This is a genomic window from Paenibacillus mucilaginosus 3016 (genome assembly GCF_000250655.1).
Taxonomy (GTDB): Bacteria; Bacillota; Bacilli; order Paenibacillales; family NBRC-103111; genus Paenibacillus_G; species Paenibacillus_G mucilaginosus.
Genome location: NC_016935.1, coordinates 7,092,595 through 7,119,528 on the forward strand (window position 1 = coordinate 7,092,595; position 26,934 = coordinate 7,119,528).

General features: G+C 57.5%; 22 protein-coding genes. 1 reads left to right on the forward strand and 21 read right to left on the reverse strand.

Annotation, left to right across the window (positions count from 1 at the left end; translation table 11 throughout):
• Positions 1-34: 34 nt before the first annotated feature.
• From PM3016_RS40395 to cymR, 9 genes are all read right to left on the reverse strand, one after another.
• Entirely contained in the window at positions 35-622 is a 588-nt protein-coding gene (locus tag PM3016_RS40395; protein ID WP_238540350.1) for a Ger(x)C family spore germination C-terminal domain-containing protein, read from the reverse strand.
• A gap of 67 nt (positions 623-689) precedes the next feature.
• On the reverse strand, positions 690-1,235 hold the full coding sequence (locus PM3016_RS40400; RefSeq protein ID WP_238540351.1) for a Ger(x)C family spore germination protein: 546 nt from the start codon (positions 1,233-1,235) through the stop codon (positions 690-692).
• A 26-nt stretch (positions 1,236-1,261) separates the two neighbouring features.
• Positions 1,262-2,671 carry a spore germination protein gene (locus PM3016_RS29190; protein WP_041618512.1) on the reverse strand — a complete coding sequence of 470 codons (1,410 nt, stop codon included), beginning with the start codon at positions 2,669-2,671 and terminating at the stop codon, positions 1,262-1,264.
• Positions 2,655-3,761 (reverse strand): GerAB/ArcD/ProY family transporter, encoded by a 1,107-nt coding sequence (locus PM3016_RS29195; protein ID WP_014371926.1) that lies wholly within the window; start codon positions 3,759-3,761, stop codon positions 2,655-2,657. Before PM3016_RS29195 ends, PM3016_RS29190 begins: the two co-directional genes overlap by 17 nt.
• A gap of 459 nt (positions 3,762-4,220) precedes the next feature.
• On the reverse strand, positions 4,221-5,294 hold the full coding sequence (locus PM3016_RS29205; protein WP_013920045.1) for an AI-2E family transporter: 1,074 nt from the start codon (positions 5,292-5,294) through the stop codon (positions 4,221-4,223).
• Positions 5,295-5,734: 440 nt separating this feature from the next.
• Positions 5,735-5,932: a hypothetical protein gene (locus PM3016_RS29210; protein WP_014371928.1), complete on the reverse strand. Its 198-nt coding sequence runs from the start codon at positions 5,930-5,932 to the stop codon at positions 5,735-5,737.
• Between the two features lie 10 nt (positions 5,933-5,942).
• Positions 5,943-6,464 carry a PRC-barrel domain-containing protein gene (locus PM3016_RS29215; RefSeq protein ID WP_013920047.1) on the reverse strand — a complete coding sequence of 174 codons (522 nt, stop codon included), beginning with the start codon at positions 6,462-6,464 and terminating at the stop codon, positions 5,943-5,945.
• 82 nt (positions 6,465-6,546) lie between these two features.
• Entirely contained in the window at positions 6,547-7,692 is a 1,146-nt protein-coding gene (locus PM3016_RS29220) for a cysteine desulfurase family protein (RefSeq protein WP_014652500.1), read from the reverse strand.
• 34 nt (positions 7,693-7,726) lie between these two features.
• Positions 7,727-8,146 carry a cysteine metabolism transcriptional regulator CymR gene (cymR, locus tag PM3016_RS29225; protein WP_014371930.1) on the reverse strand — a complete coding sequence of 140 codons (420 nt, stop codon included), beginning with the start codon at positions 8,144-8,146 and terminating at the stop codon, positions 7,727-7,729.
• Between the two features lie 286 nt (positions 8,147-8,432).
• On the opposite strand from cymR, the gene mnmA reads away from it, so the two are divergent.
• Complete coding sequence (gene mnmA, locus PM3016_RS29230) at positions 8,433-9,590, forward strand: tRNA 2-thiouridine(34) synthase MnmA (protein ID WP_016362939.1); 1,158 nt, start codon at positions 8,433-8,435, stop codon at positions 9,588-9,590.
• Positions 9,591-9,700: 110 nt separating this feature from the next.
• Here mnmA and PM3016_RS29235 read toward each other — a convergent pair whose 3' ends face one another.
• The 12 genes from PM3016_RS29235 to PM3016_RS29290 all read right to left on the reverse strand — a co-directional run bounded on the left by PM3016_RS29235 (position 9,701) and on the right by PM3016_RS29290 (position 26,840).
• Positions 9,701-11,038 carry a hemolysin family protein gene (locus tag PM3016_RS29235; protein WP_014371932.1) on the reverse strand — a complete coding sequence of 446 codons (1,338 nt, stop codon included), beginning with the start codon at positions 11,036-11,038 and terminating at the stop codon, positions 9,701-9,703.
• A gap of 244 nt (positions 11,039-11,282) precedes the next feature.
• On the reverse strand, positions 11,283-12,797 hold the full coding sequence (arfA, locus tag PM3016_RS29240) for an arabinosylfuranosidase ArfA (RefSeq protein WP_013920053.1): 1,515 nt from the start codon (positions 12,795-12,797) through the stop codon (positions 11,283-11,285).
• 903 nt (positions 12,798-13,700) lie between these two features.
• A complete protein-coding gene (locus PM3016_RS29245) occupies positions 13,701-15,020 on the reverse strand; it encodes a replication-associated recombination protein A (protein WP_014652503.1) in 1,320 nt (439 codons plus the stop codon).
• Positions 15,021-15,308: 288 nt separating this feature from the next.
• Positions 15,309-16,064, reverse strand: a complete 756-nt coding sequence (locus PM3016_RS29250; RefSeq protein ID WP_013920057.1) for a tRNA threonylcarbamoyladenosine dehydratase — start codon at positions 16,062-16,064, stop codon at positions 15,309-15,311.
• 31 nt (positions 16,065-16,095) lie between these two features.
• On the reverse strand, positions 16,096-17,880 hold the full coding sequence (gene aspS / locus PM3016_RS29255; protein WP_014371934.1) for an aspartate--tRNA ligase: 1,785 nt from the start codon (positions 17,878-17,880) through the stop codon (positions 16,096-16,098).
• Positions 17,881-17,920: 40 nt separating this feature from the next.
• The gene (hisS, locus tag PM3016_RS29260) at positions 17,921-19,189 is read right to left on the reverse strand and encodes a histidine--tRNA ligase (RefSeq protein WP_013920059.1); all 1,269 of its coding nucleotides are present in this window, start codon (positions 19,187-19,189) and stop codon (positions 17,921-17,923) included.
• 570 nt (positions 19,190-19,759) lie between these two features.
• Entirely contained in the window at positions 19,760-21,718 is a 1,959-nt protein-coding gene (locus tag PM3016_RS29270; protein WP_014371935.1) for an FAD-dependent oxidoreductase, read from the reverse strand.
• Positions 21,719-22,103: 385 nt separating this feature from the next.
• Entirely contained in the window at positions 22,104-22,280 is a 177-nt protein-coding gene (locus PM3016_RS38930; RefSeq protein WP_013920061.1) for a hypothetical protein, read from the reverse strand.
• Between the two features lie 84 nt (positions 22,281-22,364).
• On the reverse strand, positions 22,365-22,811 hold the full coding sequence (gene dtd, locus PM3016_RS29275) for a D-aminoacyl-tRNA deacylase (protein WP_013920062.1): 447 nt from the start codon (positions 22,809-22,811) through the stop codon (positions 22,365-22,367).
• 39 nt (positions 22,812-22,850) lie between these two features.
• Entirely contained in the window at positions 22,851-25,043 is a 2,193-nt protein-coding gene (locus PM3016_RS29280) for a RelA/SpoT family protein (RefSeq protein WP_013920063.1), read from the reverse strand.
• Between the two features lie 195 nt (positions 25,044-25,238).
• Entirely contained in the window at positions 25,239-26,309 is a 1,071-nt protein-coding gene (locus PM3016_RS29285) for a CotH kinase family protein (RefSeq protein ID WP_013920064.1), read from the reverse strand.
• Positions 26,310-26,483: 174 nt separating this feature from the next.
• Positions 26,484-26,840 carry a hypothetical protein gene (locus tag PM3016_RS29290; RefSeq protein ID WP_014371936.1) on the reverse strand — a complete coding sequence of 119 codons (357 nt, stop codon included), beginning with the start codon at positions 26,838-26,840 and terminating at the stop codon, positions 26,484-26,486.
• Positions 26,841-26,934: the final 94 nt, after the last annotated feature.

The following is a 26,934-nucleotide window of genomic DNA, read 5'->3' on the forward strand; positions in this document are numbered from 1 at the left end:
CCGCTCCTCCATCTTTTGGTAGTTATGCCGGCTGCTATTCTATTTTCGTTATGTTGTTAGTCTTCAATTCAGAACGCTGCAGTGTAATGTGAACCTCCACTTCAATGGGGGACTGTGCAAACGATTCATTCCATTTCCCCGCAACCGAAAGGAATTGCCGGTAATGCCTCCGATATAACTTCTCACCGAATCCGATGGGGTCAACTCCGTATTCCCCTTGGATATGCCGGATCGTTACCATCATCTGGTTCTTAATATAACTCGACGTCAGTTCCTCCAATTTCTGATACTCCAAAACGCTGCTTAAATCTTTCTCTATGTCCGTACTGGGCACATTTCCTTTACCATATAAGACCAGGCGGATCTCGGGCTTCCCGTGCTCCAGCGAGACTTTCATTTGCGAACGCCAATTCAGCAGTCGGATCGCCGCGTATTCTCCCTTTTTCTCAAGGGGGACAGACAAGGTTGTACCCTTTAATTCACCGGCAGCCATAGACAGCATACGAGTATCATCTAAAGAAATAAAACCGAGTAACTTGTCTTTTTGAAAGACTGCTGTTCCAACCAATTCAGCCGTGGCTTTGGGTGTCGGAGATTTTATACTGCCCGCATCCTTTCCCAATGCGGGGTCCCCTATGAGGGTGATCGCACTTAGAGTAGGCTCTCGGCCTTTCGCAGCCAGAGCCTGGTTAAAAATCAAACAAGCGGCTTCGAAGAGCTCCACCCCACAGCTTCGATAAATTATCCAGTTGCGAATGTATTTTAAAGGTGGGATAGGGTCCGCGAGGGAACAGAACCTTGAGTATGTCAGATGCTTTGTAATTCTTAGCAACCAGAATTAAGACGTCTTCACGTACGTATCTCGAGCGTTGAAGCACATCAATATAGTGGTTGAGCCCCTTACGGGCAAGGCGCTCGTCGATAATGATAACCCCAACGTGAGATACATTGATACTTCGATCCAAGACCTGGTTGAATTTTACCATGGCTTCCGGCGTCGTATTCGCCTCAACAGCGTAATTGATGACAGGCGCCGCTCCTTCCCCGCCTTTTATTGCCTGCGCCTCGCTGGCATTCAGCGTTTCGCCTGTCACTCGAATTTTACTCTCGGTACCCGGTTCGAGGGCTAATCCTGTGAAGAGAGACGTTCTATTCAGTTCCTGTAAGTCCCAGCAGCCTGAGAGCAATAGAAGTGATCCCAGACCTGCCATAGCGATAATCGGCTTGATCATCATGTGTGCCTCCAGGTCAGGTGTCCGCATTAATTCGATTTTGATCGAAAGAGGCGAATGGGGTCAAAGTACGAAAACCCAAACGTAGTAAGCCTGATCAAATGAATAATCAAAAAGCACGCAGACAAGATGAGCCCATAGATTCCGAAGAGGGATGCTATAATAATCAGCGCAAACCGGAGCAGACGGACATTAGATCCGAAAGTATACACCGGGGCTGCAAAGCCTGAAATGGCAGCCATCGCTACAATAATGACCGCAAAATTGCCAACGATCCCTGCTTCGACGGCTGCTTGTCCAAGTACCAATGCCCCGACAACGGATATGGCCTGACCTACGATCCGGGGCATTCTTGTACCCGCCTCTCTTAAAATCTCAAAGGTAACCTCCATCAATAAGATCTCGATCACCGCGGGAAACGGGACGCCTTCTCTTTGGGAAGCTATGCTGATCAACAGAATGGTTGGCACAAGTTCCTGCTGATAATTCGTTGCCGCAATATAGAGCGCCGAAATAAAAAGGGAGATGAGAAAAGCTGCATACCTTAGGTAACGGGTGAAATTGCCGAACACAACCCACTGATATTGATCCTCCGGTGACTTAAAAAAATCGCGCATGGCTGCAGGGAAGGCTAGTACGTAAGGACTTCCATTCACAATAACCGCAGCTCTGCGTTCGAGCAGGAATTCACAAATCGCATCCGGACGCTCGCTGCTGTAGATCGTCGGGAATAGGGCAAATCCTTTTGGCCGCAAAATGTTCTCAATGTTTCCCGAATCGAAAACACTGTTGATTTTTGTTTTTTGAATTGAAGTTCTCAATTTCCACAACAGGTCCGGATCAATCCCGCCTTCAATATAGGCGATGTACAGGTGCGTGCCTGATTGCTCGCCGATGGTGTGCTTCTCGAAACGAAGATTTACGTTCAGTAACCGTCTGCGGATCAGACTCATATTGGTTTGAGCGGATTCTGTAAATCCCTCTTTAGGTCCTCTGATGACAGATTGTGAAGTTGGCTCTTCTACCGATCTGGCGTCCAAGTGCTTTACATCGACCGCCAGCACACCCTCAACCTCATCGACAGCCAATCCAGCGTATCCGTTCACCAGCATGCGATCCAATCCTTCTACACTGCAGAGCAGTTCACTTGCCATGCCGCCAAAACAGGTTTCCTTTACTACTTGCAGCGGTTGAGTGCACGCTGCATCTATATTCGCAAAAGAAAGGGGCCCAATGACATGTTCCATCATGTAAGCCGAACTGGTCATTGAATTCAAGAAGCAAAGAAGTGCTTTTTTCTGTCCAATGCGAATCTCCATCATGGAAAGATCGTCCGAGTTTCCGAATATACCGTCGATGTGTGCCTTTATTTGAAGAAGGGAAGAGATAACCATAACTTCATCTTTTGATGACGGTGGATTTTTACCCCAATGCTTCATCGGCCCGCTCCCTTCGTTTCATGCGAATCCATACCATGAGTCCCGTTATAAGCGGAAGAATGAGTTGATGCGGGATATGCAGAATCTTAATGACGGTTTGAAGACCTTCGGTACCATGTTCAGCGAAATTTTTGGATACCATTAAAGAGACGGCTCCAATAACTAACGACAGGGGATAGACATAGTTCCGACTGGAGGTTTGAAAGACCAATGACAGACCCTTTGTACCGGCATACAAAAAAATCGCACTTTTTACCATAACTCCGAACATGATAATAAAGGCCACGAGAGCATCCATGCGGGTAATAAAGTTCCCGACATTGATCAGGCGGGCCGAATCCAATAACGGAAAAGCCGAAATTTGCTGCTGCTCCACTCCCAGGACCCAAGTTTGAAGAAGATCGGACATGGTCAAGAGAAGACCGGCGGACAGCACTGCAGCCAAGCCTACTTTTCGGATTTGATCAGGGGCACATAAGTTATTGTACAGAACCAGGAAAACGACCATTTCCCCATAGGGAAACCAAAGATTAATAGCCAGGCTTTCCTTCAAAATCGGCAGAAGCCCATTCGGCAAAAAGGGGAGCATCTTCTCCAGTTGGATATAGCCGCTCATCAGTAGGAGCAGAAGAATACCTAGAAAAAATATGATAACCAGGGCTGCGGTTATTTCCGCAAATCTACCTATAACTTTGATTCCCCCGCCTACCGCATAGGCAGCCACAAGGACAAACATGATGGTAATAATCCATTCGGGAGTATCGCGTAAGAGTGTGATTTTTACCAGCTCTACCATATCCCGTACATTGCGGGCCGCAATATATAGAAAGTATACGGTATAAGAAAGAATAAGCAGCTTTCCGCAGTACTTACCCCAAGCTTCAACTAAAAGGTTGTATAACCCCTTACGCTGACCCAGTGCTCCTACGGCTGTGTAGTATATCCATGCCATAAGCAGCCCGGGAATCAACGCCATGATATCGACAAGCCACAGGTCATGGACCAGCTTGGGGGTACCGAAAATAACGGAGGTACCCAGCAAAAGCCCGAACAGAAGGGAAAAGGTCTCGTATGAGCTTAATTTAGCCATTGCGTACCACCTTTTTGCGACGATTTCGGGCCCTTTTCCTGCGGAAATCTCCCACCATTGAAATAACGAAGGCCATAGCCATTATAAATTGGCTCTGGTGGTTATTAGCAGAGACTTGCCTTGATAGAGCGGCAGGAAAAGACTCTTGATACACCAGCATATCCAGCCAAGCAACCAGTTGAGATGTGAATAAGCAGATCACCAGCAAGCCTATGCTTATCATACAAACCCTTTCCTCTTCCTTGTACTGTCCTTTTCATATTTTTCCACGATGACAATTTAATATGTAAATATCAGCTTATTTCTTGTGTCCTCCCATGCCGGATATTCGATACGGCAAAAAGTGCCTGCACGAAGCAGGCACTCGGTTGACTCAACTATCCAGAGCACAAACGGCAGCAGGTGCAGCTTCTGCTCACCCGGCCATATGCCCCCCTTGCTCCCCCTGCCCCTTCCCACTCAGGTCGGGGTCCGGCGGTGAATATAATAAGAAAACACATGCTGCAGGATTACCTTCATCACGGCGAAGAAGGGCACGGCCAGAATCAGGCCCGCGATCCCTGCGATCTCCCCGCCCACGAGCAGGGCGAAGATGATGAAGAGCGGATGCATCTTCAGCGACCGGCCGACAACCTGCGGCGAGATCACATTGCCCTCCATGATCTGGCAGGCCGTGTTGACGAGAATGACGAAGAGCACCATTTTGACGGAGATGGTTGCCGCTACGATCAGCGCCGGGGCCGCCCCAAGGAAAGGGCCGAGGTACGGAATGATATTGAACACCGCCACCACGCAGGCTAGCAGGAGCGCATAAGGCATCCCGATCAGCCAGTAGCCGATGTACGCGAGCAGGCCGACGATCATGCATACGGTGAACTGGCCGCGGATGTAATTGCCGAGCGCGGTGTCGATATCCATCAGCATCGAGACGATTTCCTTACGGTGGTTTCGCGGCACGATGGCCAAGGTTGTTTTCTCCAGCAGCTGAAAGTCCTTCAGAATATAGAAGGCGACGAACGGGATGATGAAGATCAGGAACAGCGTATTGATCGTGCTGCCGATCGAGTTGATATAATTGGCGATCGCCAGCGAGATGCCGTTCTCGAGCTTCGACAGCGACTGGTTGATCCCGGTCCGCACGCTGTCCGGCAGAAACTGCAGCTCGTTCATGTTCTGCACGACGCTCTGCGCCTTGTACGCCACATCCGGCATGTGCTCGTTGAGCTCGGCGAGCTGGCGCACGAACATCGGGATGACGTTCATCAGCACGACGGTCGTCGAGGTGATGAAGACGGCATAGATCAGCAGCACGGCAATCGTCCGCGGCACCTTCCTGGCCCCCAGCAGGGTCACCACCGGATTGAGCACGTACGAGATGATCATCGCAATGATGAACGGCGTCAGGATCTCCCGCAAAAATTGATAGATGCCCACAAACAAGGGACGGAGCTGCTGCAGCATGAACAAAATGATCAAGGCGAGCAGCATATACACCATCCAAAGCAGCAGACTGTTCTTTGAAAACCGGTCCATGGCCAGCCCCCTCCCCCTCCGGGCCAAATTCGGCGCGCTCCCCATGCAGAGCGTCCGGTCCTTCTTCTACAGGTACTGGTTCACACATCTCTGAACGCATCTCTGAGGCCTGGGCCGAAGCCCGTCCGTGCAGGGCGAGAACGGAGCCCTCCGTTCTCTGCTCGTTACAGTATATGTAGGACCTCTCCCGCTTAACCCTGCAGGCCTGTCTTCCTCCTGAACAAGCCATCTGTCTTGTGGAAAAGCCTGATCCGTCCCCCAGCCCGCATATGCTGCCGGCGGCCGGAATACAATGAGGGGGATGAGCAAGGTACGCTTAACGGAGCAAGATCAAGGGTTTTGCCGTCCTTTCCATATACGAACAAAAAAACACCGCTCCCGTAAGGTCATCGACCCCGGAAGCGGTGCGTGTGCCCTCCCTCAGGAAGGGGAAAAGGGCGTTAGTTTGCGTGAACTTGCGGCATTTCTTCCTCAAAGAACAAATCGTCCAGAGAGCTCAGCGTGCCGTCTTCTTCCACCTGGAAGACCGACATTTTCTCTCCGTTGACGGTCAATTCGATAAAGCATCCCCAGCAGTAGAACTGATGGGAACCGATTTTGCCGATATCTTTGGAATTGCAGTTTGGACAACGTAGCATCGGTATCACCCTATTCTTCTTTTGATTCGAAGATTTCTTGTAATGTATCGCTGGCATGGACGGGTACAATGAGTACATCTTCCCCGGCTTTCACCGATTCAGGAAGCGGCAGCCACTTGCGCCCCTCTCTTAAGTCCGTCAGGAAACCCTCGCTAAGCTCGTAACCTATTACCTTTATACCCTGATCCGCCTGCAGGTAAACATCCTCGACAACGCCCAGCTCGCGGCCGTTCGACGTGAGCACAGGGATCCCTTTGACCTTGCAGTCCCCGCAGAGCAGGCTGCGGTAAGGAACCTCTTCCGGCAGGAGGGCGATGACCTCCTCGCATGGAATCATGACCGCGTCCTCGCCGAGAGCGGCTACGTCCTCCGCACGGATGCACATCGGATCGGAATACCAGTGCTTCGTCTCCAGCAGGAGCATCTGCACGAGCCATTTCTCGTCCAACAGAAGGTCTTTGACTTCGCCGGCCTGCTTGCCCGATTCCAGGCACATGACCGGAAGACCGATGACATCGCGCGCTCTTCTCAAGACTCGCTCACTCCTCTTCTGGCTGTTCACCCCGGTGACGGAGGACCGGAAGCGCTCGGATGACTTACCGTGAAAGCTGCGCCTATCTGCGCAGACGGGTAACGATGTCTTGGACGGCTTCGGCAGCGGCAGCGATCTGCGCCTCATCATTGGTCCGTCCGAAGCTGAAGCGCACGGCCGAGGCCGTCACTTCCTCCGGAAGCCCCATGCTGCGCAGTACGTGCGACACCTCCAGCGAACCGGAAGTGCACGCGGAGCCGCTGGCCGCAGCCACTCCCGCCAGATCCAGATTCATCAGCAGGCTCTCGGTCGATACCCCCGGGAAGCTGACGTTCAGGATGTGAGGGAGCCTCTCGGTAGGATGGCCGTTGACGACATAGCCACCGGAACCGAGACGGCGTTCCAGCTCCATTACCATTTCTTGACGTAGTTTTTCCAACTTTTGTTGCATTTCATACCTTGCACCCTCAAAAATCTTCACCGCTTCGGCAAACCCGACAATGCCCGCAGTGTTCTCCGTACCCGCCCGGCGCTTGCGCTCCTGAGAGCCGCCGTAGAGCAGGGGAGCCACCCGGGCCGACCTTGCTATATATAATGCACCAGTCCCCTTGGGACCGCTGAGCTTATGCGCGGAAAAACTCATAAGATCGACAGGCAGGCTGCCAAGGTCGATCGGAAGATGTCCAAGCGCCTGAACGGCATCCACATGAAACAGGATCCCCTTCTCCCGGGCGATGGCTCCGATCTCCTTCACGGGCTGGATCGTGCCGACCTCATTGTTGGCGTACATGACGCTGATGAGGACTGTGTCCGGACGAACGGCCGCTTCCACATCGCGGACCGACACCTGTCCGAACTTGTCGACCGGCAGGTACGTCACTTCGTACCCGAACTTCTCCAGCCGCTCGCAGGCATGAAGCACCGCATGGTGTTCGATCTGAGTCGTAATGATATGGCGCCCCCGGCCGGATGAAGCTTCCGCCGCTCCGAAGATGGCGGTGTTGTCGCTCTCCGTGCCGCCCCCGGTGAACACGAGTTCCGCCGGCGAGCAGCCGATGAAGGCACTGATCCGGTCCCGGGCCGCATTCAGGGCCGAGCGGGCATCGCGGCCCGCCCGGTGTGTGCTGGATGCGTTACCAAAATATTCCGACAAATAGGGCAGCATGCGCTCCACCACTGCCGGGTGAACCGGAGTCGTGGCCGCATGGTCCAAATAGATAGGATTCAAGTCAAGTCACCGCATTCTCGTGAAGAGTTCATTCCTAGATATAGAACATATAGCTGTCGCCGCTGCCCTCATCCTTGAATGAGATAAGATCAGCCAGGGTGGTTGAATCGAGCACTTCCGCGATTCCGTCACGGATTCGCATCCACAGGTGTCTCTTCGCCGGGTCGTCCTCTTCCGTAAAGTCTACGGGCGAGATCGGCCCTTCGAGCACCCGGATCACGTCGCCGGCGGAAATCTCTTCCGGCGTTTTGGACAGGATGTAGCCGCCGTATGCGCCGCGGATGCTTTTCACCAGTCCCGCATTACGCAGAGGCGCGACCAATTGCTCGAGGTAGTGCTCCGAGAGCTGATGCTTTTCCGCGATGCTTTTGAGTGAGGTAGGGCCTTCTCCGAACTTTGTCGCCAGCTCCATCATGATGGTAAGCCCGTAGCGGCCTTTGGTGGAAATCTTCAATTCAAAGCACCTCGTTTTGGTTTCAAAAAGTGCAAGTTTCTTACGGTCCATGAAATCACAAGCCGGAACAAAAACTCGCCTCGGACGGACTGCAGTCAGACCACCGGCAGAGCCGGCACTTCCCGACAATCCATACATTAGTGTATCGTTTCTATGGTAACATAAAACCTTCTATTATGGGAGAAATTCCGTGACATATTGTTGAAAATTTTTTCCGCTTTGGAGCTTGGGCCCTTCCCGTGTATAATGGGAAACAGATGTACGGATTGTACAGCAAAGCGAGGTAATGAACATGAATCACAAAACACGCGTCGTACTGGGCATGTCCGGCGGCGTCGACTCTTCGGTAGCGGCTCTTCTGCTGAAGGAGCAGGGCTACGATGTCATCGGGGTGTTCATGAAGAACTGGGACGACACCGATGAATTCGGCCACTGCACCGCCGAAGAGGATGCGGAAGATGTGCGCCGCGTCTGCGACCAGATCGGCATCCCCTATTATACGGTAAATTTTGAAAAACCATACATGGACAAGGTATTCGCCTACTTCCTCGACGAATACCGCAAGGGCCGCACGCCGAATCCCGACGTCATGTGCAACCGAGAGATCAAGTTCGGCGAGTTCCTGAACAAGGCGCTCGAGCTCGGCGCCGACTATATCGCCACGGGCCACTATGCCCGCGTCGAGCATACGGACGGCAAACACCGCCTCCTGCGCGGCGTCGACGGGAACAAGGATCAGACGTACTTCCTGAACGCGCTGAACCAATATCAGCTCTCGAAGGCGATGTTCCCGATCGGCCACCTGCCGAAGCCGGAAGTCCGCGCGATCGCGGAGAAGGCCGGGCTGGCTACCGCGAAGAAGAAGGACAGTACGGGCGTCTGCTTCATCGGCGAGCGCAACTTCAAGGAATTCCTGAGCGGGTACCTGCCGGCCAAGCCGGGCGACATGCGCACGCTCGAGGGCGAAGTGAAGGGCCGCCACGACGGCCTGATGTACTACACCCTCGGCCAGCGTTCGGGTCTTGGCATCGGCGGCTCCGGCAGCGGCGAGCCTTGGTTCGTCGCCGGCAAGGATCTGGAGCGCAACATCCTCTACGTGGTGCAGGGCGAGAAGCATCCGGCCCTGTACACGAAGGGACTGCTCGCCACCGATCTCAACTGGATCAGCGGCGAGACTCCGGCGGCGCCTCTGCGCTGCACAGCGAAGTTCCGCTACCGCCAGCCCGACCAGGGCGTCACGCTGACCTTCGGTCCGGACGGCACGGCCGAGGTAGTGTTCGACCAGCCGCAGAAGGCGATCACGCCGGGCCAGGCAGTCGTGTTCTACGACGGTGAGGAGTGCCTGGGCGGTGCAACGATCGACAAGCTGGTTATGCTGGACGAGGCCGCGGCCACGCCGAAAGCTCCGGCGGCGCCCAAAGCCAAGGCTTCGGCCAAGCGCTGACAGCTGAATGAACCGGTACTGCCGCCAGGCATACCAAAAGGACAAAGCAAGCAGCTTCGGCTGCGGGCTTTGTCCTTTTTTGTGCGGGCTCCGTTTCGATGACCCAGCCTCTACCCCCTGCCCGACAGCGGCGGCTCCCTGCGGTCCCTTCCGCGGCGCTTCACCAGAATACGCGAGATGCGCAGGTGGTCCATCTCCTCGATTTGAAACTCCGCTTGGTCATTCCAGTTCACGGCCTGGTGCTTCTTCGGCGGCATCTCCACCTGGGAGTAGATCCACCCGCCGATCGTATCGAAATTATCGGACTCGATGTTCAGCCCGAAATAGGAATTCACCTCTTCGATCAGCAGCCGGCCGTCGATCGAGTGGGTCTCTTCGTCCCTGCGTTCGATCTGGGGGCGCTCTTCGTCGAATTCGTCCTGAATCTCCCCGACAATCTCCTCGATAATGTCCTCGAAGGTGACGAGCCCTGAAGTGCCGCCATATTCGTCGATGAGCAGCGCCATCTGGGACTTCATCTTCTGCATGAGCTTGAGCAGGGCGCTGATCTGCATCGACTCCGGCACCTTGAGGATCGGACGCATGACGCTCTGCAGGTCGGGAGCCTCTCCATCCGCCTTCAGCAGGTCCTTGATATGCACGAAACCGGTCACATTGTCTTTGTCGGGATCGCAGACGGGATACCGGGTATGCATCTCGCTGATCGCTGTCCGCTTGTTCTCCTCGTAGGAGCGGAAGGCATACAGGCAGACCATCTCCGTCCGCGGAATCATGATCTCCCGGGCATGCGTATCGGCAAAATCAAATATATTATCCATCAGCGTCAGCTCCGCGGCATCGATATGGCCGCTTCGGGAGCTTTCCTTCATGAGCACGCGGATCTCGTCTTCCGTATGGGCGAGGGTATGATGGTCCGTAGGCCGGATCCCCGCCAGACGCAGCAGCACGCCGGAGGCACCGTTCAGGAACCAGATGAAAGGATACATGAGCTTATAAAATCCCGTCAGCAGGATCGAAGACAGCAGCGTGACCTGCTCGGACTTGCGGATCGCATAGGTCTTCGGGAACTGTTCGCCCAGCGTAATATGGAACACCGTAATGACCGTGAAGGCAATCACGAACGAGATCGTCTGCACCAGACGCTCCGGCAGACCGAGAGGCGCGAGCAGGGGTTCGAGCATCGCGGCCACCACCGGCTCGCCCAGCCATCCGAGCCCCAGTGATGTCAGCGTGATGCCCAATTGGCAGGCCGACAGATAGGCGTCTAGATTGCCCACCACTCCCTGGGCGAACCGTGCTCTGCGCGAGCCGGTTCCGGCCAGCACCTCCAGCCTGGAGGTCGAGACCTTGACCATCGCGAATTCGGCGGCAACGAAAAAACCGTTCAAGAGCACCAGAAGCAGCACCAGACTTACGTCAATCACCAGCGTCAACGGATCGCTACTCACCCATACCACCCATCCGCCCGGACGGGGCGGACAGGCGCACCTCCCCCCGGCTTAACGAGATTTTAACGCTTCAGCCGCGCCAGCTGAGGACTATTCCTGCGGCAGTCTTAATACAATATAAGCGCGAACCTTGTTCCAATATGCCTGTTTTCGCACAATTGGGACAGGTACGGCTCGGTCTCCTGCAAATGAAACACCCCAAAGCCGATGTTCATGGCCTTGGGGTGTTCTTAGGTTATAAGGATTACGCCTGCTTGGCGAGGCGGATTACGTTCCAGGACGCCTTGCCGAGTCTTGCGGACAAGCGGCCGCCGTCGAGCTTCGCGGAGCCGCCGGTGTGCGGCTTCACTCTTTCTTCCTGCAGCGTATTGGCTGCCTTCAGATCGTCATGCTCCAGCACGATGTGCTCCACTACGCCGTAGCCCTCGAACTGGCGCAGATCGCAGTCGAGCTCCAGCGCGTCGGACAGGTCACGGTTGACGGCGAAGATGGTCAGCGTACCTTCTTCTTCGTTGTACGTGACGGCGGACTCGAGGTGCGGCACATCCGTGAAGTCCTTGCTGTCGTACTTCGACGAACGGATAACCGGCTTCAACGATACGCCGCGGCCGTAGACGGAAGCGTGCATGTACGGGTAGAAGATCGTCTGCTTCCAGGCGCCGCCGCCCGTCTCGGTCATGATTGGAGCGATGACGTTCACGAGCTGCGCCAGGCACGCGATCTTCACGCGGTCGGCATGCTTGAGCAGGGAGATCAGCAAGCAGCCGACAAGCAGCGCATCTTCGAAGTTGTAGTGGTCCTCGAGCTGCGGAGGCGCGATCGTCCAAGGCTCCAGCTTCTTGTCGGACTCGTGGGAGTGGTACCATACGTTCCATTCGTCGAAGGACAGGTTGATCGTCTTCTTGCTGCGGTGCTTCGCCTTGATGTAGTCGGCGATCGCCACAACGGATTCGATGAACGCATCCATATCGAGCGAGCGGGCCAGGTAGTTGCCCGGATCATTCTCCTTGTTGCCGTAATAGGTGTGGAGGGAGATGAAGTCCACATGCTCATAGGACAGGTCCAGCACCGTAGCCTCCCACTCGGCGAAGGTCGGCATGCCGCGGTTCGAGCTTCCGCAGGCGACGAGCTCCAGCGAAGAGTCGTACATCTTCATCATGCGGCCGGTTTCCGCTGCAATACGGCCGTACTCCGCCGCCGTCTTGCTGCCCATCTGCCAAGGGCCGTCCATCTCGTTGCCGAGACACCAGGTCTTGATGTTGTGCGGGGTCTTGTAGCCGTGCGAGATACGCAGGTCACTGAAGTACGAGCCGCCCGGATGGTTGCAGTATTCGAGCAGCTGACGCGCTTCTTCCGGACCGCGGGTACCGAGGTTCACGGCCATGTTGATCTCCGTGCCGGCCTTGCGGCACCAGTCTGCGAACTCGTTCGTGCCGATCCAGTTCGGCTCGACGGTCCTCCACGCGAGATCCAGACGGCGCGGACGCTGGTCGACCGGACCTACGCCATCCTCCCAATTGTATCCGGATACAAAGTTACCGCCCGGGTAGCGCACGATCGGAACCTGCAGTTCCCGTACCAGGTCGAGGACGTCCTGCCGGAAGCCCTGCTCGTCGGCCGTCGCATGGTCCTGCTCATAAATCCCGCCGTATACGGCACGGCCCAGGTGCTCAATGAAAGAGCCATAGATCCGCTTGTCAATTTCGCTGATGATGAACTCTTTATCCACTACCATTGTCGCTTTTTTCTGATCGGCCATGATGGGTTGTGTCCCTCCCGAGGAAAATTGATTAATATATGTATTAATAAATTAATATTATTATTTATACCCCGGAGTTGTCAATCATAAATTTCATATAAATATAAACTTCTTTAGATTTCTCTCTAGTGAACCCGGAATCCTTCTTTTCGAGCCCAATGGAAAAAGATGTTCGAATAGGGCTTTACAAAAATAAAAAACCATCCGAGTGGTTGCGGACGGTCTGGGTGTTCCATGTATTCACTTCATTTCCAATCGGCCTCGCCTTACTCCCGACTCACCCTGAGCAGACGAGCCTTCCTCAGGGACCCTTTGGCTGCAAGGCGGTCAAGCAGCAGTCCGCCGGCCCTTAATGGGTGCGGTTCCCCACAATAGAAGCGGGCCATGGCCTCATATGCTCCAAGCACGAACTGCCACCTTACCCACGGATCCAAGGATCAGCAATAAAAGGAACAAGATCCGACTCCGCCGCCCCTGCCCGCCTCACTAGACCCGAAGGATAACGCAGGGAGAAAACGGAAACGGTCCCGCTGGAAGCAGGTCGATACAAATAGGGGAACCAGGATGCCTTATCCGCTCATTTCCGCTCATTTCCCATCATTTCCCGGAGAATAGCGGAACTCAGATGCTCTATGTGCTTCTTTTTCACTGCCAGATCTCCAAACGGCAGCAAATAGCGAACCTCAGTTCCTCTATTCAGAAAATAGCACAAGGAAAGTAGTACATAACGAATCGGAGTTCCGCTATTTCCAGCACAGCGAAAAAAATGCGAAGGAGCCCCCCTACTGCCGCTCCCGCAAGAGCCCCGCTCCTTTAAATACAACCGCCTCCGCATAAGCCGGCTCCTCTACGTACAGCCGCTCAGCACCGCGCGCCGATCTCCTCAAGCGACCCAGCCCCTGTCTACGATTTGCGCGAAGCCCCGTGACGCTTCTCCTGGTTCTGCCGGATCTTGTCCTCCATCCCCTGGTTCGTCGCCTCGTAGAACCGGGCGGTGCGGATCGGATCGGGCAGGTACTGCTGCTCCACGTAGTGGTTCGGGTAATTGTGCGGATACAGGTAGCCCTTGTGGCCCAGCTTCTCCGCACCCGCGTAGTGCCCGTCGCGCAGATGCAGCGGCACCTCCGCGCTGCGCAGCCGTTCGATGGCCTGGCCTACCCGGCCGAGCGCCTGCGGGATCGCGTCCGACTTCGGGCTCTCGACCGCGAAGAGGATCGCCTGCGCCACGACATACTTCGATTCGGGCCAGCCGATCTTGTGGTACGCATCCATGGCCGTCACGGCCTGCAACATCGCCTGCGGGTTCGCGAGTCCGATGTCCTCGCTGCACATGACGATGAGCCGGCGCAGGAAGGTCATCGGATCCATGCCGAGCTGCTCGACCGCATAGATGAACCAGAACAGCGCCGCATCGCTGGAGCCCCGCAGGCTCTTGTGGAAGGCCGAGAGGACGTCGTACTGCGTGGACTCGTCGGCCTTCAGCGTCGGCCGGCGGATCGACTCCTCCGCCACCTCGAGCGTGATGCGGATCGTGCCGTCCCGCTCCGGCGGGGTCGTCATGGCCGCGAGCTCGAGCGCATTAAGCGCCCGTCGGATGTCTCCTCCCGCCATTTTGGACAGATGGTTCAGCGCCTCTCCGTCCGCCTTCACGGGCAGGAACCCGAGCCCCCGCTCCGTATCCTCCAGCGCCCTCCGCATCGCGAGGAGGGAATGCTCATGCGTGAGCGGCTGGAGCTGGAACAGCGTGGAGCGCGACAGAAGCGCCCCGTTCACATGGTGAAACGGGTTCTCCGTCGTCGCGCCGATGAAGATGATGATCCCCTGTTCGACCGCCGGCAGCAGGGCGTCTTGTCTCGACGTGTTGAACCGGTGAACCTCGTCGAGGAACAGGATGGTTTTTTTGCCGTAGAGAGACCGGTTCTGCTTCGCCTGATCGATCACTTCCCGTACGTCTTTGACTCCGGCATCCACCGCGTTCAGCTTCACGAAGATGCCCGAGGTCCGGTGCGAGATGATCCCCGCCAGTGTCGTCTTGCCCGTACCCGGCGGCCCGTAGAGGAGAATGGAGGTTACCTGGTCCGCTTCGATCGCCCGCCGCAGGAGCTTGCCCGGGCCTACGATCTGTTCCTGCCCAATATATTCTTCCAGGGTGCGGGGACGCATCCGGTCAGCCAGCAGCCGGCCTTCCGGGCTCTGCTCCGCCGCCATGGTGAACAAATCCATATATGTCACAACCTTATTCCGCTTGGGATGTATGCCAGGGGGGATCCGCAAGTGGAACAACCCCCTTCCTCCATTATAAACCCCATAGCGCGAATTACAACGGCAGCGGACAGCCCCTCTCCTCCGAGCCTCCCGATAGATCCTCGGACTCCGGTCTGCAGCATTCTTTCCCCCACCCTTTTGGCTGTATACAGAAAAACACACCCTGTCGTCCGTGGACAGCAGGGTGTGTTTCCATTTCAATGCTCTAGGCCCGGTAATGCTGGGGCCATGCTCATCTTCATCCGGTCAGGCCTTGATGCCTGCCTTGTTCAGCAGATCGCGTACCGCGACACTGACCATGATGAGCCCGGCTACCGGAGGCACGAAGGCATTGCTTGCCGGCGGCTGCTTCGCCTTGCGGATCTCCGGCGCATTCTCCGGCACGATCTTCTGCGTGACATCCTGACGGGGCTTGATCGGTTCCTCCGTAGAGAAGACGACCTTGACCCCCTTCTTGATGCCTTCGCTGCGCAGCTTGTGACGGATGACCCGGGCCAGGGGATCCACCGACGTCTTGGAGATGTCGGCGACCTGGAACTTGGTCGGATCCATCTTGTTGGCCGCGCCCATGCTGGAGATCATCTTGATCTTGCGGCGCAGGCACTGCTTGATCAGGTGAATCTTGTACGAGATCGTATCGGAGGCGTCAAGCACATAATCGAGCGGGTACTTGAACAGCTCCTCGTACGTCTCTTCCGTATAGAACATCCGAAGAGCGATGACCTCGCACTCCGGGTTGATCTGCAGAATCCGGTCGCGCATCAGGTCGACCTTCGGCTGGCCGACGGTCGTGGTCAGCGCGTGGATCTGGCGGTTCACATTCGTGATGTCGACGACGTCCTTGTCGATCAGGACGAGCCGGCCCACGCCGGTGCGGGCCAGCGCCTCGGCGGCGATCGAACCGACGCCACCGATGCCGAGCACCGCTACCGTGCTGTTTTTCATCACTTGCAGCCCTTCCGGGCCGATGGCGAGTTCCGTGCGGGAGAACTGGTTCAGCATGGCGGAACACACTCCTTTTCGTGTCGGTCGCTTATTTCGGCGCAGGCTGCTTCACGGCCGTACGGATCGACAGCTGCTCAAGCTGCTTGTCGTCTACTGCGCTTGGCGCATTCATCAGAAGGTCCGTTGCGCTCGCCGTCTTAGGGAAGGCGATCGTCTCACGCAGGTTCGTGCGGCCGGCGATCAGCATCACCAGGCGGTCGAAGCCGTAGGCCATTCCGCCGTGCGGAGGCGTACCGTACTCGAAGGCGTCGAGGAGGTAGCCGAACTGCTCCTTCGCTTCCTCCGGGGAGAAGCCGAGTGCGGCGAACATCTTCTCCTGCACGTCACGCTGGTAGATCCGCATGGAGCCGCCGCCCACTTCATAGCCGTTGAGCACGAGGTCATACGCCTGCGCGCGGATTTGGCCCGGGTCCGTGTCGAAGAAGTGAAGGTCTTCATCCTTCGGACGGGTGAACGGATGGTGCTCCGCCACATAACGCTTCTGTTCTTCGTCGTAGCCGAGGAGCGGGAAGTCGACGACCCAAGCGAACTTGAACACACTGTCGTCGATGAGGCCCAGCTGGCGGCCGATCTTCAGACGCAGGTTGCCAAGCACGTCCGCCACGACTTTCTTCGTGTCGGCGGAGAAGAGAAGCAGGTCGCCTTCTTCCACTTCCAGGTGCGACTTCAGGGCTTCGAGCTCTTCCGGCGTGAAGAACTTCACGATCGGGCCTTTGAGCTCGCCTTCCTTGTAGGTCATCCACGCCAGGCCTTTGGCCCCGTAGCGGGCCGCATAGACGCCGAGATCGTCGATCTCCTTGCGGCTCCACGTACCGCAGCCCTTGGCGTTGAGCGCCTTGACTTGGCCGCCCTTCGATACGACGCTGGCAAACACCTGCACACCCGAGCTCTTCACAATGTCCGATACGTCCTTCAGCTCGAGGCCGAAGCGCAGGTCCGGCTTGTCGGAGCCGTACTTGCTCATCGCGTCCGCATAGGAGATGCGCTGGAATGGCGTAGGGATCTCGACGTTCGCCGTCTCGCGGAACAAGCGGACCACAAGCTTCTCCATCAGATCGAGGAGCTGGTCCTGGGACAGGAACGACGTCTCGATGTCCACCTGCGTGAACTCCGGCTGGCGGTCGGCGCGAAGGTCCTCGTCGCGGAAGCAGCGGGCGATCTGGTAGTAGCGCTCGAGGCCGGCCACCATCAGCAGCTGCTTGTAGATCTGCGGCGACTGCGGCAGCGCGAAGAATTCGCCCGGGTGCACACGACTCGGCACGAGGTAGTCGCGCGCGCCTTCCGGCGAGCTCTTCGTCAGGATCGGCGTCTCGACATCGATAAAGCCGTTCTCGTCGAGGTAGTCGCGGAACACTTTGGCCGCCTTCGAACGGAGCATCAGGGTACGCTGCATCTCCGGACGGCGCAGGTCGAGGTAGCGGTACTTCAGGCGGAGCGATTCATCGATCTCGATGCCGTCTTCGATGAAGAACGGCGGGTTCTTCGCCTGGTTCATGATCTCGATCTCGGTGATCTGCACTTCGATCTCGCCGGTCGGCAGGTTCGGGTTCACCGTCTCCGCGTCACGCTCGACGACTTTACCGCGTACCGCGAGCACATACTCGTTGCGCGCACGGTCGGCTACCGCGAGGGCTTCGCCGGAGAAAGCCGGGTTGAATACGATCTGGACCAGGCCGCTGCGGTCGCGCAGGTCGATGAACAGGACTCCGCCGAGGTCACGGCGGCGCTGCACCCAGCCGTTCAGGGTCACGGTCTCGCCGACGTTCGCTTTCGTCAGGGAGCCGCATTGATGGGTTTTGAGCATTGTAGACATGGTTGATTCTACCTCCAAGTGTTATTCGGTATGGGACAATCTATACATTCCGGATCCGGTCCGCCAGGGTCTGCACGAAGCCGGATAGCGGTAACGTCTCTTGTTCGCCGGTCAGCATGCTCTTCACGCTGATCTCGCCTCTCGCAAGCTCGTCGTCGCCAAGGATGGCCACGAAGGCTGCCGCCTGGCGGTCCGCCGATTTCATCTGGGCCTTCATCTTGCGGCTCAGGTAATCCTTCTCGCCGCTCAGTCCGGCGAGACGCACCTGCTGCAGCAGGCGGACGCACTCCTTGTCGGCGGCTTCGCCAAGGCCGATCAGGTAGACGTCCAGCGGCTTCGCTGCCGGAATCTCCACGCCCTGCGCCGCCAGCACCAGCAGGATGCGCTCCATGCCGAGGCCAAGGCCCACGCCCGGCTTGTCGTTATTGCCGCCGGCGATCTGGCCGACGAGGCCGTTGTATCGGCCGCCGCCGCCGATCGTATCGATGGCGCCGATCCCGCCCGCTTTGTACTCGAACGCGGTGTGGGTGTAGTAATCCAGGCCGCGGACCAGTCTCGGGTTGAGGCGGTACGGAATCTCCATCGCCGTCAGGTAATCCTGCACCGCCTGGAAGTGCACGGTGCATTCTTCATCCAGGTGCTCGGTGATGGTCGGGGCGCCCTCACAGAATTTCTGGTCGATCTTGCAGTCTAGAATCCGCATCGGGTTGCGGTCATAGCGCGACTGGCAGTCCTTGCAGAGCTGATCCTTCACCGGCGCGAAGAACCGCTGGATATGCTCGCGGTAAGAGGCACGCACCGACGGCGTACCGACCGAGTTGATCTCCACGACGACGTCCTTCAGCCCAAGCTCCTTGTAGAACGTGTAGCCGAGCGCGATTACCTCCGCATCAATGCCCGGATCGACGGCGCCGAACGCCTCGATGCCGAATTGGTGGAACTGGCGGTAGCGTCCGGCCTGCGGCTGCTCGTAGCGGAACATCGGACCGATATAATACAGCTTCGTGACGTCCGGCTCGCCGTAGAGCTTGTTCTCCACATACGAGCGCACGACGCCCGCCGTGCCTTCCGGACGGAGGGACATGCTGCGGTCGCCCTTATCGACGAACGTGTACATCTCCTTCTCGACGATGTCCGTCGTCTCGCCGACCCCGCGCTGGAACAGCTCCGTGCTCTCGAAGACCGGCGTGCGGATCTCCTTGTAGTTGAAGCGCCGGCACAGCTCGCGGGCCTTGTTCTCGACATACTGCCATTTCTCGATTTCTCCGGGCAGCAGATCCTGCGTGCCCTTCGGTTTCTGAATACTCATCTGTAGCGCTGACTCCTTTCCCTTCCTGCTCACCTGTTTCTTTAGACAAAAACAAAAAAACTCCCGCCCCTGAACAAATTCAGGGACGAGAGATTGAGCTTCAAGCAAGTCTCCCGCGGTACCACCCACGATTTGAAAGCGCACGGACCCGCTCCACGGATGGAAACGATCTGCTTCTCTTTCACACTTCATGCGGATAACGCCCGCCTGCGCGTTCGGCTACTGTCCGGTACTGAAGCGGGCGTTAGTTAGGCGCCAGCTCGGTACGGCGGAGTTCCCCGACCGTCCTCCGGGAGGTCTCTTCGTGCGATTCGCGCAAGGAAGCTTGCAGCCGGCGGCTTCCCTCTCTGGTATACGCAAGGTTCGTACTACTCTGTCCCATCATTGGATCGACATGTTTTGGCAATGGTTAACACTCATTGTAATGATCTCTTCGCCGGAAGTCAAGACCCAGGCGCCCGGAGAATCCGGGCGGAGGAGCAAGCCGCAGCTTCTCCTGAACACGGCAAGCGTTATGCAGGCAATGCCAAGCGGGTCCCATCTCGTTCCAGCTCAGATCTTCCCAGACTACTAGGATTCCGCTTTGACCGCGTTATATACGTCCCGGATCAGAAGATAGGTATCCCCGTTGGTCAGCTCATCCTTATTGGCGATGGCCTCCAGCGTCTCCGCCTTCAGGAGTCCGCGCTCGGTCAGCACCGAGACAGCGTTCTCCGCTCCCGCTTCCGCCTTGACGAGCAGTGCAATCATGTGGGCCGCCGTATCCAGCGTCAGCGGCAGGCTCTTCGGATCGGAGCCCTTCGCCAGCGCGCCGGCGGGGCTGCCGGTCAGAGCAGCCGGCTTGAACTTGCGGAAGCCTTCCAGCTGGTTCACGAACCGCTGCTGGTTGCTCTTGCCGTCCAGCCCGAAGTCGTTGTTGTAGCCTCCGGTTGCCAGCCCGAGCGTAACGGCGACCTTCAAGCCTTCATACGCTTTGTGCTCCATGAACGGCTCCGGCTTCAGCGTGTATGAATCCAGAGCCATGCCCTGCTTTTTCAGCGTCTCGTGAAGCGCCGCAATGCTTTCCTTATTGGCGGCCATCTGGCGGAAGGTCATCTTGCCGTCCGCCGCAATCTTGGCGGCCGCACCGGCCGCCTCCGCCGCCGCCATGCCGACCGGAATGACCCGCGCGGTGCCGTGTGGCAGCGAATCATAGGAAGCGGCGCGTCCGACCACAAGCAGCCCGTCCACCTTCAGCGGCACGATGCTGCGGAACGGTACGGCATACTGCTTCGGCACGGTCACGACCGCCCCCGTATCCGCCGGCGACATGCGCTGGATATCCACCGGGTACGAGCCGAAGGCGACGCGGTCCCACTGGTCGCGGTTCTCAAGCACGTCCACGATGCTCAGGCGGTATTCGCCCTGGATGTGCCGCGTTTCGCGAACATAGAGCTCGGGCGCGGTGGCATCCAGCTCGATGCCTGCCAGCTCCGGATACTGCTTCTTCATGTGGTCAACCACATGCGGCAGCTCCGCCTTGGCCAGCTCGAAGGCCTCTTCCTTCGATTTCGGATCGGTCCCGTCGACGCCGAAGATCTGCAGCGCGTTGATCAGGATCGTATTGTCGTTCTGACGGCCGATATTGAGCCCGCGCATGCGGATCCGCTCTTTGTTGACCGCCGGGTAGTCCTTCATATCCTTATAGCCCCAGATGCTCATCTCGTTGGAGCCTGTGCCTTCGTCATTATCCTGCTCCGCCCGCTGGCGCATCTTCGCCCATACGTCCGGCGTCACGTTCTTCAGGCGGAATACGAGCGTAACGGCCATCCGGGACTTTTTGTCCCCGAGGTCTTCCCGGCCCGTTGTATAAGGCACGCCTGCGGCAGCCGCGATATCCGCGTCCTGCGTCGCATCGATAACCGACTTCGCGCTGACGGTGACTTCGCTGCCGTCTTCCAGGGTCAGCTTCATCCCCTTCACCAGGGAGGCCGTATCCCCCTTCTCGACAACCGGCTCCATGGACTTCACCTTCAGCAGCACATCGATATTCTTCTCTGCCGCCACCATCTTGTTGAACGCGTTAGCCGCTGTGACCACATCGAAGGAGTCGCCCTCGATCTGGCTGTACCAGGCCGAGAACAGCCCCTTGTTCAGAAGCTCCCTCTGGTGGAGCACGCCTTCTCCCGGCCCGTAATTCATATCCAGCGAGTTCAGCCAGCCGAGCGTCATGAGTCCGCCCAGAATCTCCCGGTTGTGCCCGTCGACGAGCAGCGTCCGCTGGCCGTTCTTCGCAGCCGATACCGCGGCCGCCACGCCTTCCGGATCCGTTCCTGCGACGATCACATCGTAGCTCTCCTGCGGCTTCGACACCGTTTTCACCTTCTCCAGCTGCTGAACCGCACCCGGTTTGACTCCCGCACTGTGATTCGTATTCTTCGTCCACCTGTGCAGCCCGTACGCTCCCGCCGCAATCACCAGCAGCAGGACCGCCAGCAGCATATAGCCCTTGGAGCTTGCACCTCCGGCCCCTTTCCTGTTCGATGCCATAATACACCTCGTCTTCAAAAATAGTAAAAAATCAATAAGGACATGCTTCAGTTGACAATAGGTATCCCTATGTTAGGCGGGCTTGTCCGTTAGGCCCGGCAGCTCTGCCTCCCGGTCCTGCAAGTCCGATGAATGAATCCGAATCATGGAATCGGACCTGCCGCAGGCCCTCCGCTTTCGCTAATCGCTCTCTACAGCAGGAGTCGTAGTGACCTGACCTGATTTTGTCCCGTTACGGTATTACGCTCCTTGTTCCCTTTCCGTTTCTTCCTTCCGTTCACCTCTCCCTCCAAATCTACACCGTCAATCAGTGTAGCACATTCACCCAAGGGAGGTAAAACAAACAGACCGCTTCCGGATCGTGCCGAAAGCGGTCTGCCAAAGCTTACCGGTAGGGTTTGCGGGGCGTCCGCTTGCGCTGCTCGCTGTCCGAGGTATAGAAGCTGAGCAGCGAGCTGTCCGCCCGCTCCGCTGACAGCAGGGCCATCGCTTCGGCCGGGCTGCCGTGGCCCAGCAGCTGATCCGGCTGGGCGGCGAGTACTTCCTTCGTGGAACGGTACATGGCGGTTCAGGCTCCTTTGGGTTGATCCGGGAGTCGACTCCCTCATCTTCCCATTGTGCCCCGCAAACCGCGGTTCCAACCGGATCAGGCCGGATTGCTCTCGAGGATCAGCGTTACCGGCCCGTCGTTAACGAGCGACACGTCCATCATCGCGCCGAACCTGCCCGTCTCCACGGTCAGCCCGAGCTCGCGCAGCATGCCGTTGAACCGCTCGTACAGAGGCTCCGCATGCTCCGGTCTCGCCGCCCCCATGAAATTCGGGCGTCTGCCTTTGCGGCAGTCGCCGTACAGCGTGAACTGGGACACGGAGAGTATCTGTCCACCGGTCTCCAGCACCGAACGGTTCATTTTGCCGTCCTCATCTTCAAAAATGCGCAGCCCCGCGATCTTGTCCGCGAGATACTTCGCATCCGCTTCGGTATCCTCATGGGCAATGCCGACGAGCAGCACGAGCCCGTGCTCAATGCGGCCCACCGCCGCACCCTCTACCGTCACACGCGCTTCTTTGCTGCGCTGAAGCACCACTTTCATCGTTATGAGCCCCGCTTCTGTTTCGTATTCCGCATCGGCTTACGCCTGCATGATGCGCTGTACCGAATACACATCCTTCACCCGCTTGATCTTCTCCACAACGGAGTGCAGATGATCGATGTTGCGGATGAGAATGGTCATATGGATCGTCACCATCTTGTTCTTGTCGGAGCGCCCCGATACTGCCGAGATGATCGTCTTGCATTCCGAGACGACCTGCAGCACTTCATTGAGCAGCCCCCGCCGGTCATGCCCCGTGATCTCGATCTCGACGTTGTAGTTCGCCTCGACATCGTCCACCCATTCCACTTCAATCACGCGGTTCCCTTCATCGCTGCATTCGGGTGAAGGGATATTCGTACAGTCGAGCCGGTGGACGGAGACCCCGCGTCCCCGGGTGATATAGCCGATAATGGCATCGCCCGGCACCGGATTGCAGCAGCGCGCAAAACGGATGAGCAGGTTGTCCACTCCCTTGACCCGGACGCCGCCGGTCGGACGTCCCCTGCGCTCCTTGTCCGGAGCCTTCATTTCCTTGACTTCGGAGGTCAGCTGCATCGCCTGCGCCTGCGCTTCCTCCGCTTCCTTGCGGAGCTTCTCCGTCAGGCGTGTGACGATCTGGGCGGCGGTGATCCCGCCGAACCCGACCGCGGACAGCATATCTTCGACTTCCTGGAAGTTGAACTTGCGGGCAACCTCCATCAGTTCGTCTTCCTTCATCAGCGGAGAGACATCGTAGCCGAGCCGCTTCAGCTCGCGCTCGATCATCTCCTTGCCCTTGACGACGTTCTCCTCACGGCGTTCCTTCTTGAACCACTGGCGGATCTTCGTGCGGGCATGGGAGGATTGTGCGATCTTCACCCAATCCTGGCTCGGTCCGTACGAATGCTTCGAGGTTAGGATCTCAACGATATCCCCGGTCTTGAGCCGGTGGTCGAGCGGCACGATACGGCCGTTCACCTTGGCGCCGATCGTCCGGTTGCCGACTTCCGTGTGAATCCGGTAGGCGAAGTCCAGCGGCACGGAACCGACCGGCAGCTCGATCACTTCCCCCTTAGGCGTAAACACGAACACCAGGTCGGAGAAAAAGTCCATTTTGAGCGATTCCACGAACTCCTGGGCATCCTGGGCCTCGTTCTGCAGCTCGATGATCTCGCGGATAAAATGCATCTTGTCCTCGTAGCTGCCCGTCGGCACATTCGTGCCTTCCTTATATGCCCAGTGCGCCGCCACCCCGTACTCGCTCGTCCGGTGCATCTCGAAGGTACGGATCTGCACTTCCAATGGCTCGCCCTTGGGGCCGATGACCGTCGTATGGAGCGACTGGTACATGTTCGGCTTCGGCATGGCGATATAGTCCTTGAACCGCCCGGGCATCGGCTTCCACAGCGTGTGGATGATCCCGAGGGTCGCATAGCAGTCCTTGATATTGTCGACGATGATCCGAAGGGCCAGCAGGTCGTAGATCTCGTTGAACTGCTTGCTGCGCACGGTCATCTTCTTATAGATACTGTAGATATGCTTCGGCCGGCCGGAGATGTCCCCGTCGATGCCCATCTCGTGAAGCTTCTCCTTCACATTCGTGATGACATCGTTAATATACTGCTCCCGCTCCGTCCGCTTCTTCTGCATGAGATTCACGATCCGGTAGTACTGCTGCGGGTTCAGATAACGAAGCGCAATGTCCTCCATCTCCCACTTGATGGCCGAGATCCCGAGCCGGTGGGCGATCGGACAGAAGATCTCCAGGGTCTCGTCGGCGATCCGCCGCTGCGCCTCTTCCGATTGGTGCTTCAGGGTGCGCATATTGTGCAGCCGGTCCGCCAGCTTGATGAGAATGACGCGGATATCCTGGGCCATCGCCACGAACATTTTGCGGTAATTCTCATTCTGGTGCTCTTCCTTGCTCTTGAACTTGATCTTCTCGAGCTTCGTCAGTCCGTCCACGATCATGGCACAGGTCGCACCGAACTTCTCATGCACGGTCTCGAGGGATACCGTCGTATCCTCCACCACGTCATGGAGCAGCGCAGCAATGATTGACGTGGTGTCCATCTGCATGTTCACGAGAATTTCCGCTACCGCAAGCGGATGCAATATGTAAGGCTCCCCGGACTTGCGGACCTGCCCGAAGTGGGCCTGATCGGCAAATTCGTAGGCTTCCCGGATTCGTTTGAGATCTTGTTCCTTCACATAACTGGATGCCTTCTCAAGAAGCTGCTCTATCCCCATCCGTTCATCCATTCCCTTAAATCGATTTTAATCCATTATGCCCCCGATGAGGGCCCGGCGTCAAGAATATGCGGGAAGAACCGACATATTGCGCGGTCTGTCTTCCCAAGCCGCAGCCCTTACGGGAAAAGTCAGCGCTTCCTGAACCCGGAAAAAACGGCCTGGCCTTCTCCCGGGCCGCCCGGCTTCCATGGCTCAGAGCTCCTTGAGACCTTCAGCGATCAGCTTGCGGCGCTCTTCGATGTACCGTCGGATAAACTCCGGCTCGCCGTCGAAGGTGGAGAAGCTCCATTTGCGCTGCGTGTCGCGGTAGACATACGGACGGATCTGCGCATGCATCCGCTCGGCGACGGGCAGAACCCGGTTCACCGTGAACGCCGTCCGCAGCAGACGCTGCAGCAGCAGCTTATACTGCCTGCGCACCGACGCGTTCCCGAGAAGCCGCTCCGTCAGCTTGTTGTAGCCCCGGATCCGCACCAGGTCGCTGCCGCAGTCCCGGCCATAGCAGTTGCGTCCCCAGGTCCCTTCGTAATCCCAGGGGATGATCCGGTACCTGCCGCTAGGCTTGTGCCGGTACAGCGCATAGTTCTGGTCGAAGCCGTCGTAATTGCCGGTGAGCACGGCCCCCGCCAGCCAGCGGAGATAGTTGTCGATATTCAGCCGCTGCGCCAGGTACCGGTGCAGCTCCTTCGAGCCGGCCATCCCCCCGGCATTCAAGCGGCGGATGAACAGCACAAGACGCTGACGTTCGGCCGGCACTCCCATCATCTGCTGGTATCCCGAGTACAAGGAGGTCTTGCGGCGGGAGGAATCCGTGGCCTTCAGACCGAAGTTGGCATCGTCGTTCACGGCATAGAACAGGGACTGCACCCCGATCCCCCGCTTGCGGAAAAAGGGTCTCTCCACTCCTTCGATCTCCAGATACACTCCGAGGCTCTGGCCGTTCAACATCAGATGCACATGCTGCGTCTTCGGGCTCGGAACCCCGATCGATTCAAAGAAATGAAATGACAGCGCATTGCGGATGAGCGATGGGTCATCGAATTCCGCATTATAATGGTAAGTCCTGCCCCCGCAGACCACTTCATAGGAACGTTTGGGGTAGCTGCGCGTATGTCCGCCGCGGTAGCGCACCTTTGCGCTTGACCTCCCCCGTCCCGATGCAAGCCGGCAGCTCACAAACCTGTCGCTCCACACGTCCTTCTCCAGCTGCTTCAGCTGATCTTCACCAATCACCAGATGCCGCACCGGCAGTTCCGCAGCCATCGCTCTTCCGTCCCTCCCGTCCGATGAGCGGAAGGCACTGTCCAGGCCTCCGCTGCAAGCAAAAAGCCTATCCGTATCGGATAGGCTTTTTGTGCTACATTACCTTATGCCGGGTGGGAGGCCGGGGCGACGGCCGTTGTCCTGCGGGGATATCCGCCCTTTGTCACGGGTGCCTCAGCAGGTTTGGCCTCCGCCTGTGCGGCCGCCTCTCGTGCGGTTCCCCTTCGAGCCTTTTCCGCCTGTCCGGCTGCCTGCTGTCCGGTTCCCCTGGGTGCGGTTGCCCTGCGTACGGTTCCCCTTCGAGCCTTTTCCGCCTGTACGGTTACCTGCTGTCCGGTTCCCCTGGGTGCGGTTGCCTTGCGTACGGTTGCCCTGCGTACGGTTCCCCTTCGAGCCTTTTCTGCCCGAACGGCTGCCTTGTGTGCGGTTGCCCTGTGTGCGGCTGCCCTGCGTACGGTTTCCTTGGTTCTCTCCGCAATGGCAATCTCCCTGCACACTGGCCGCATTCGTCCCCTGCTCTTCATGACGCATCTCTCAAACTACCTCCTCTTAATAGAGATAATTCAAGATATGTAGAACGCTGCCAAGAGGTAAGGGACAACCGTCAATACCGCCAAAATCCGGC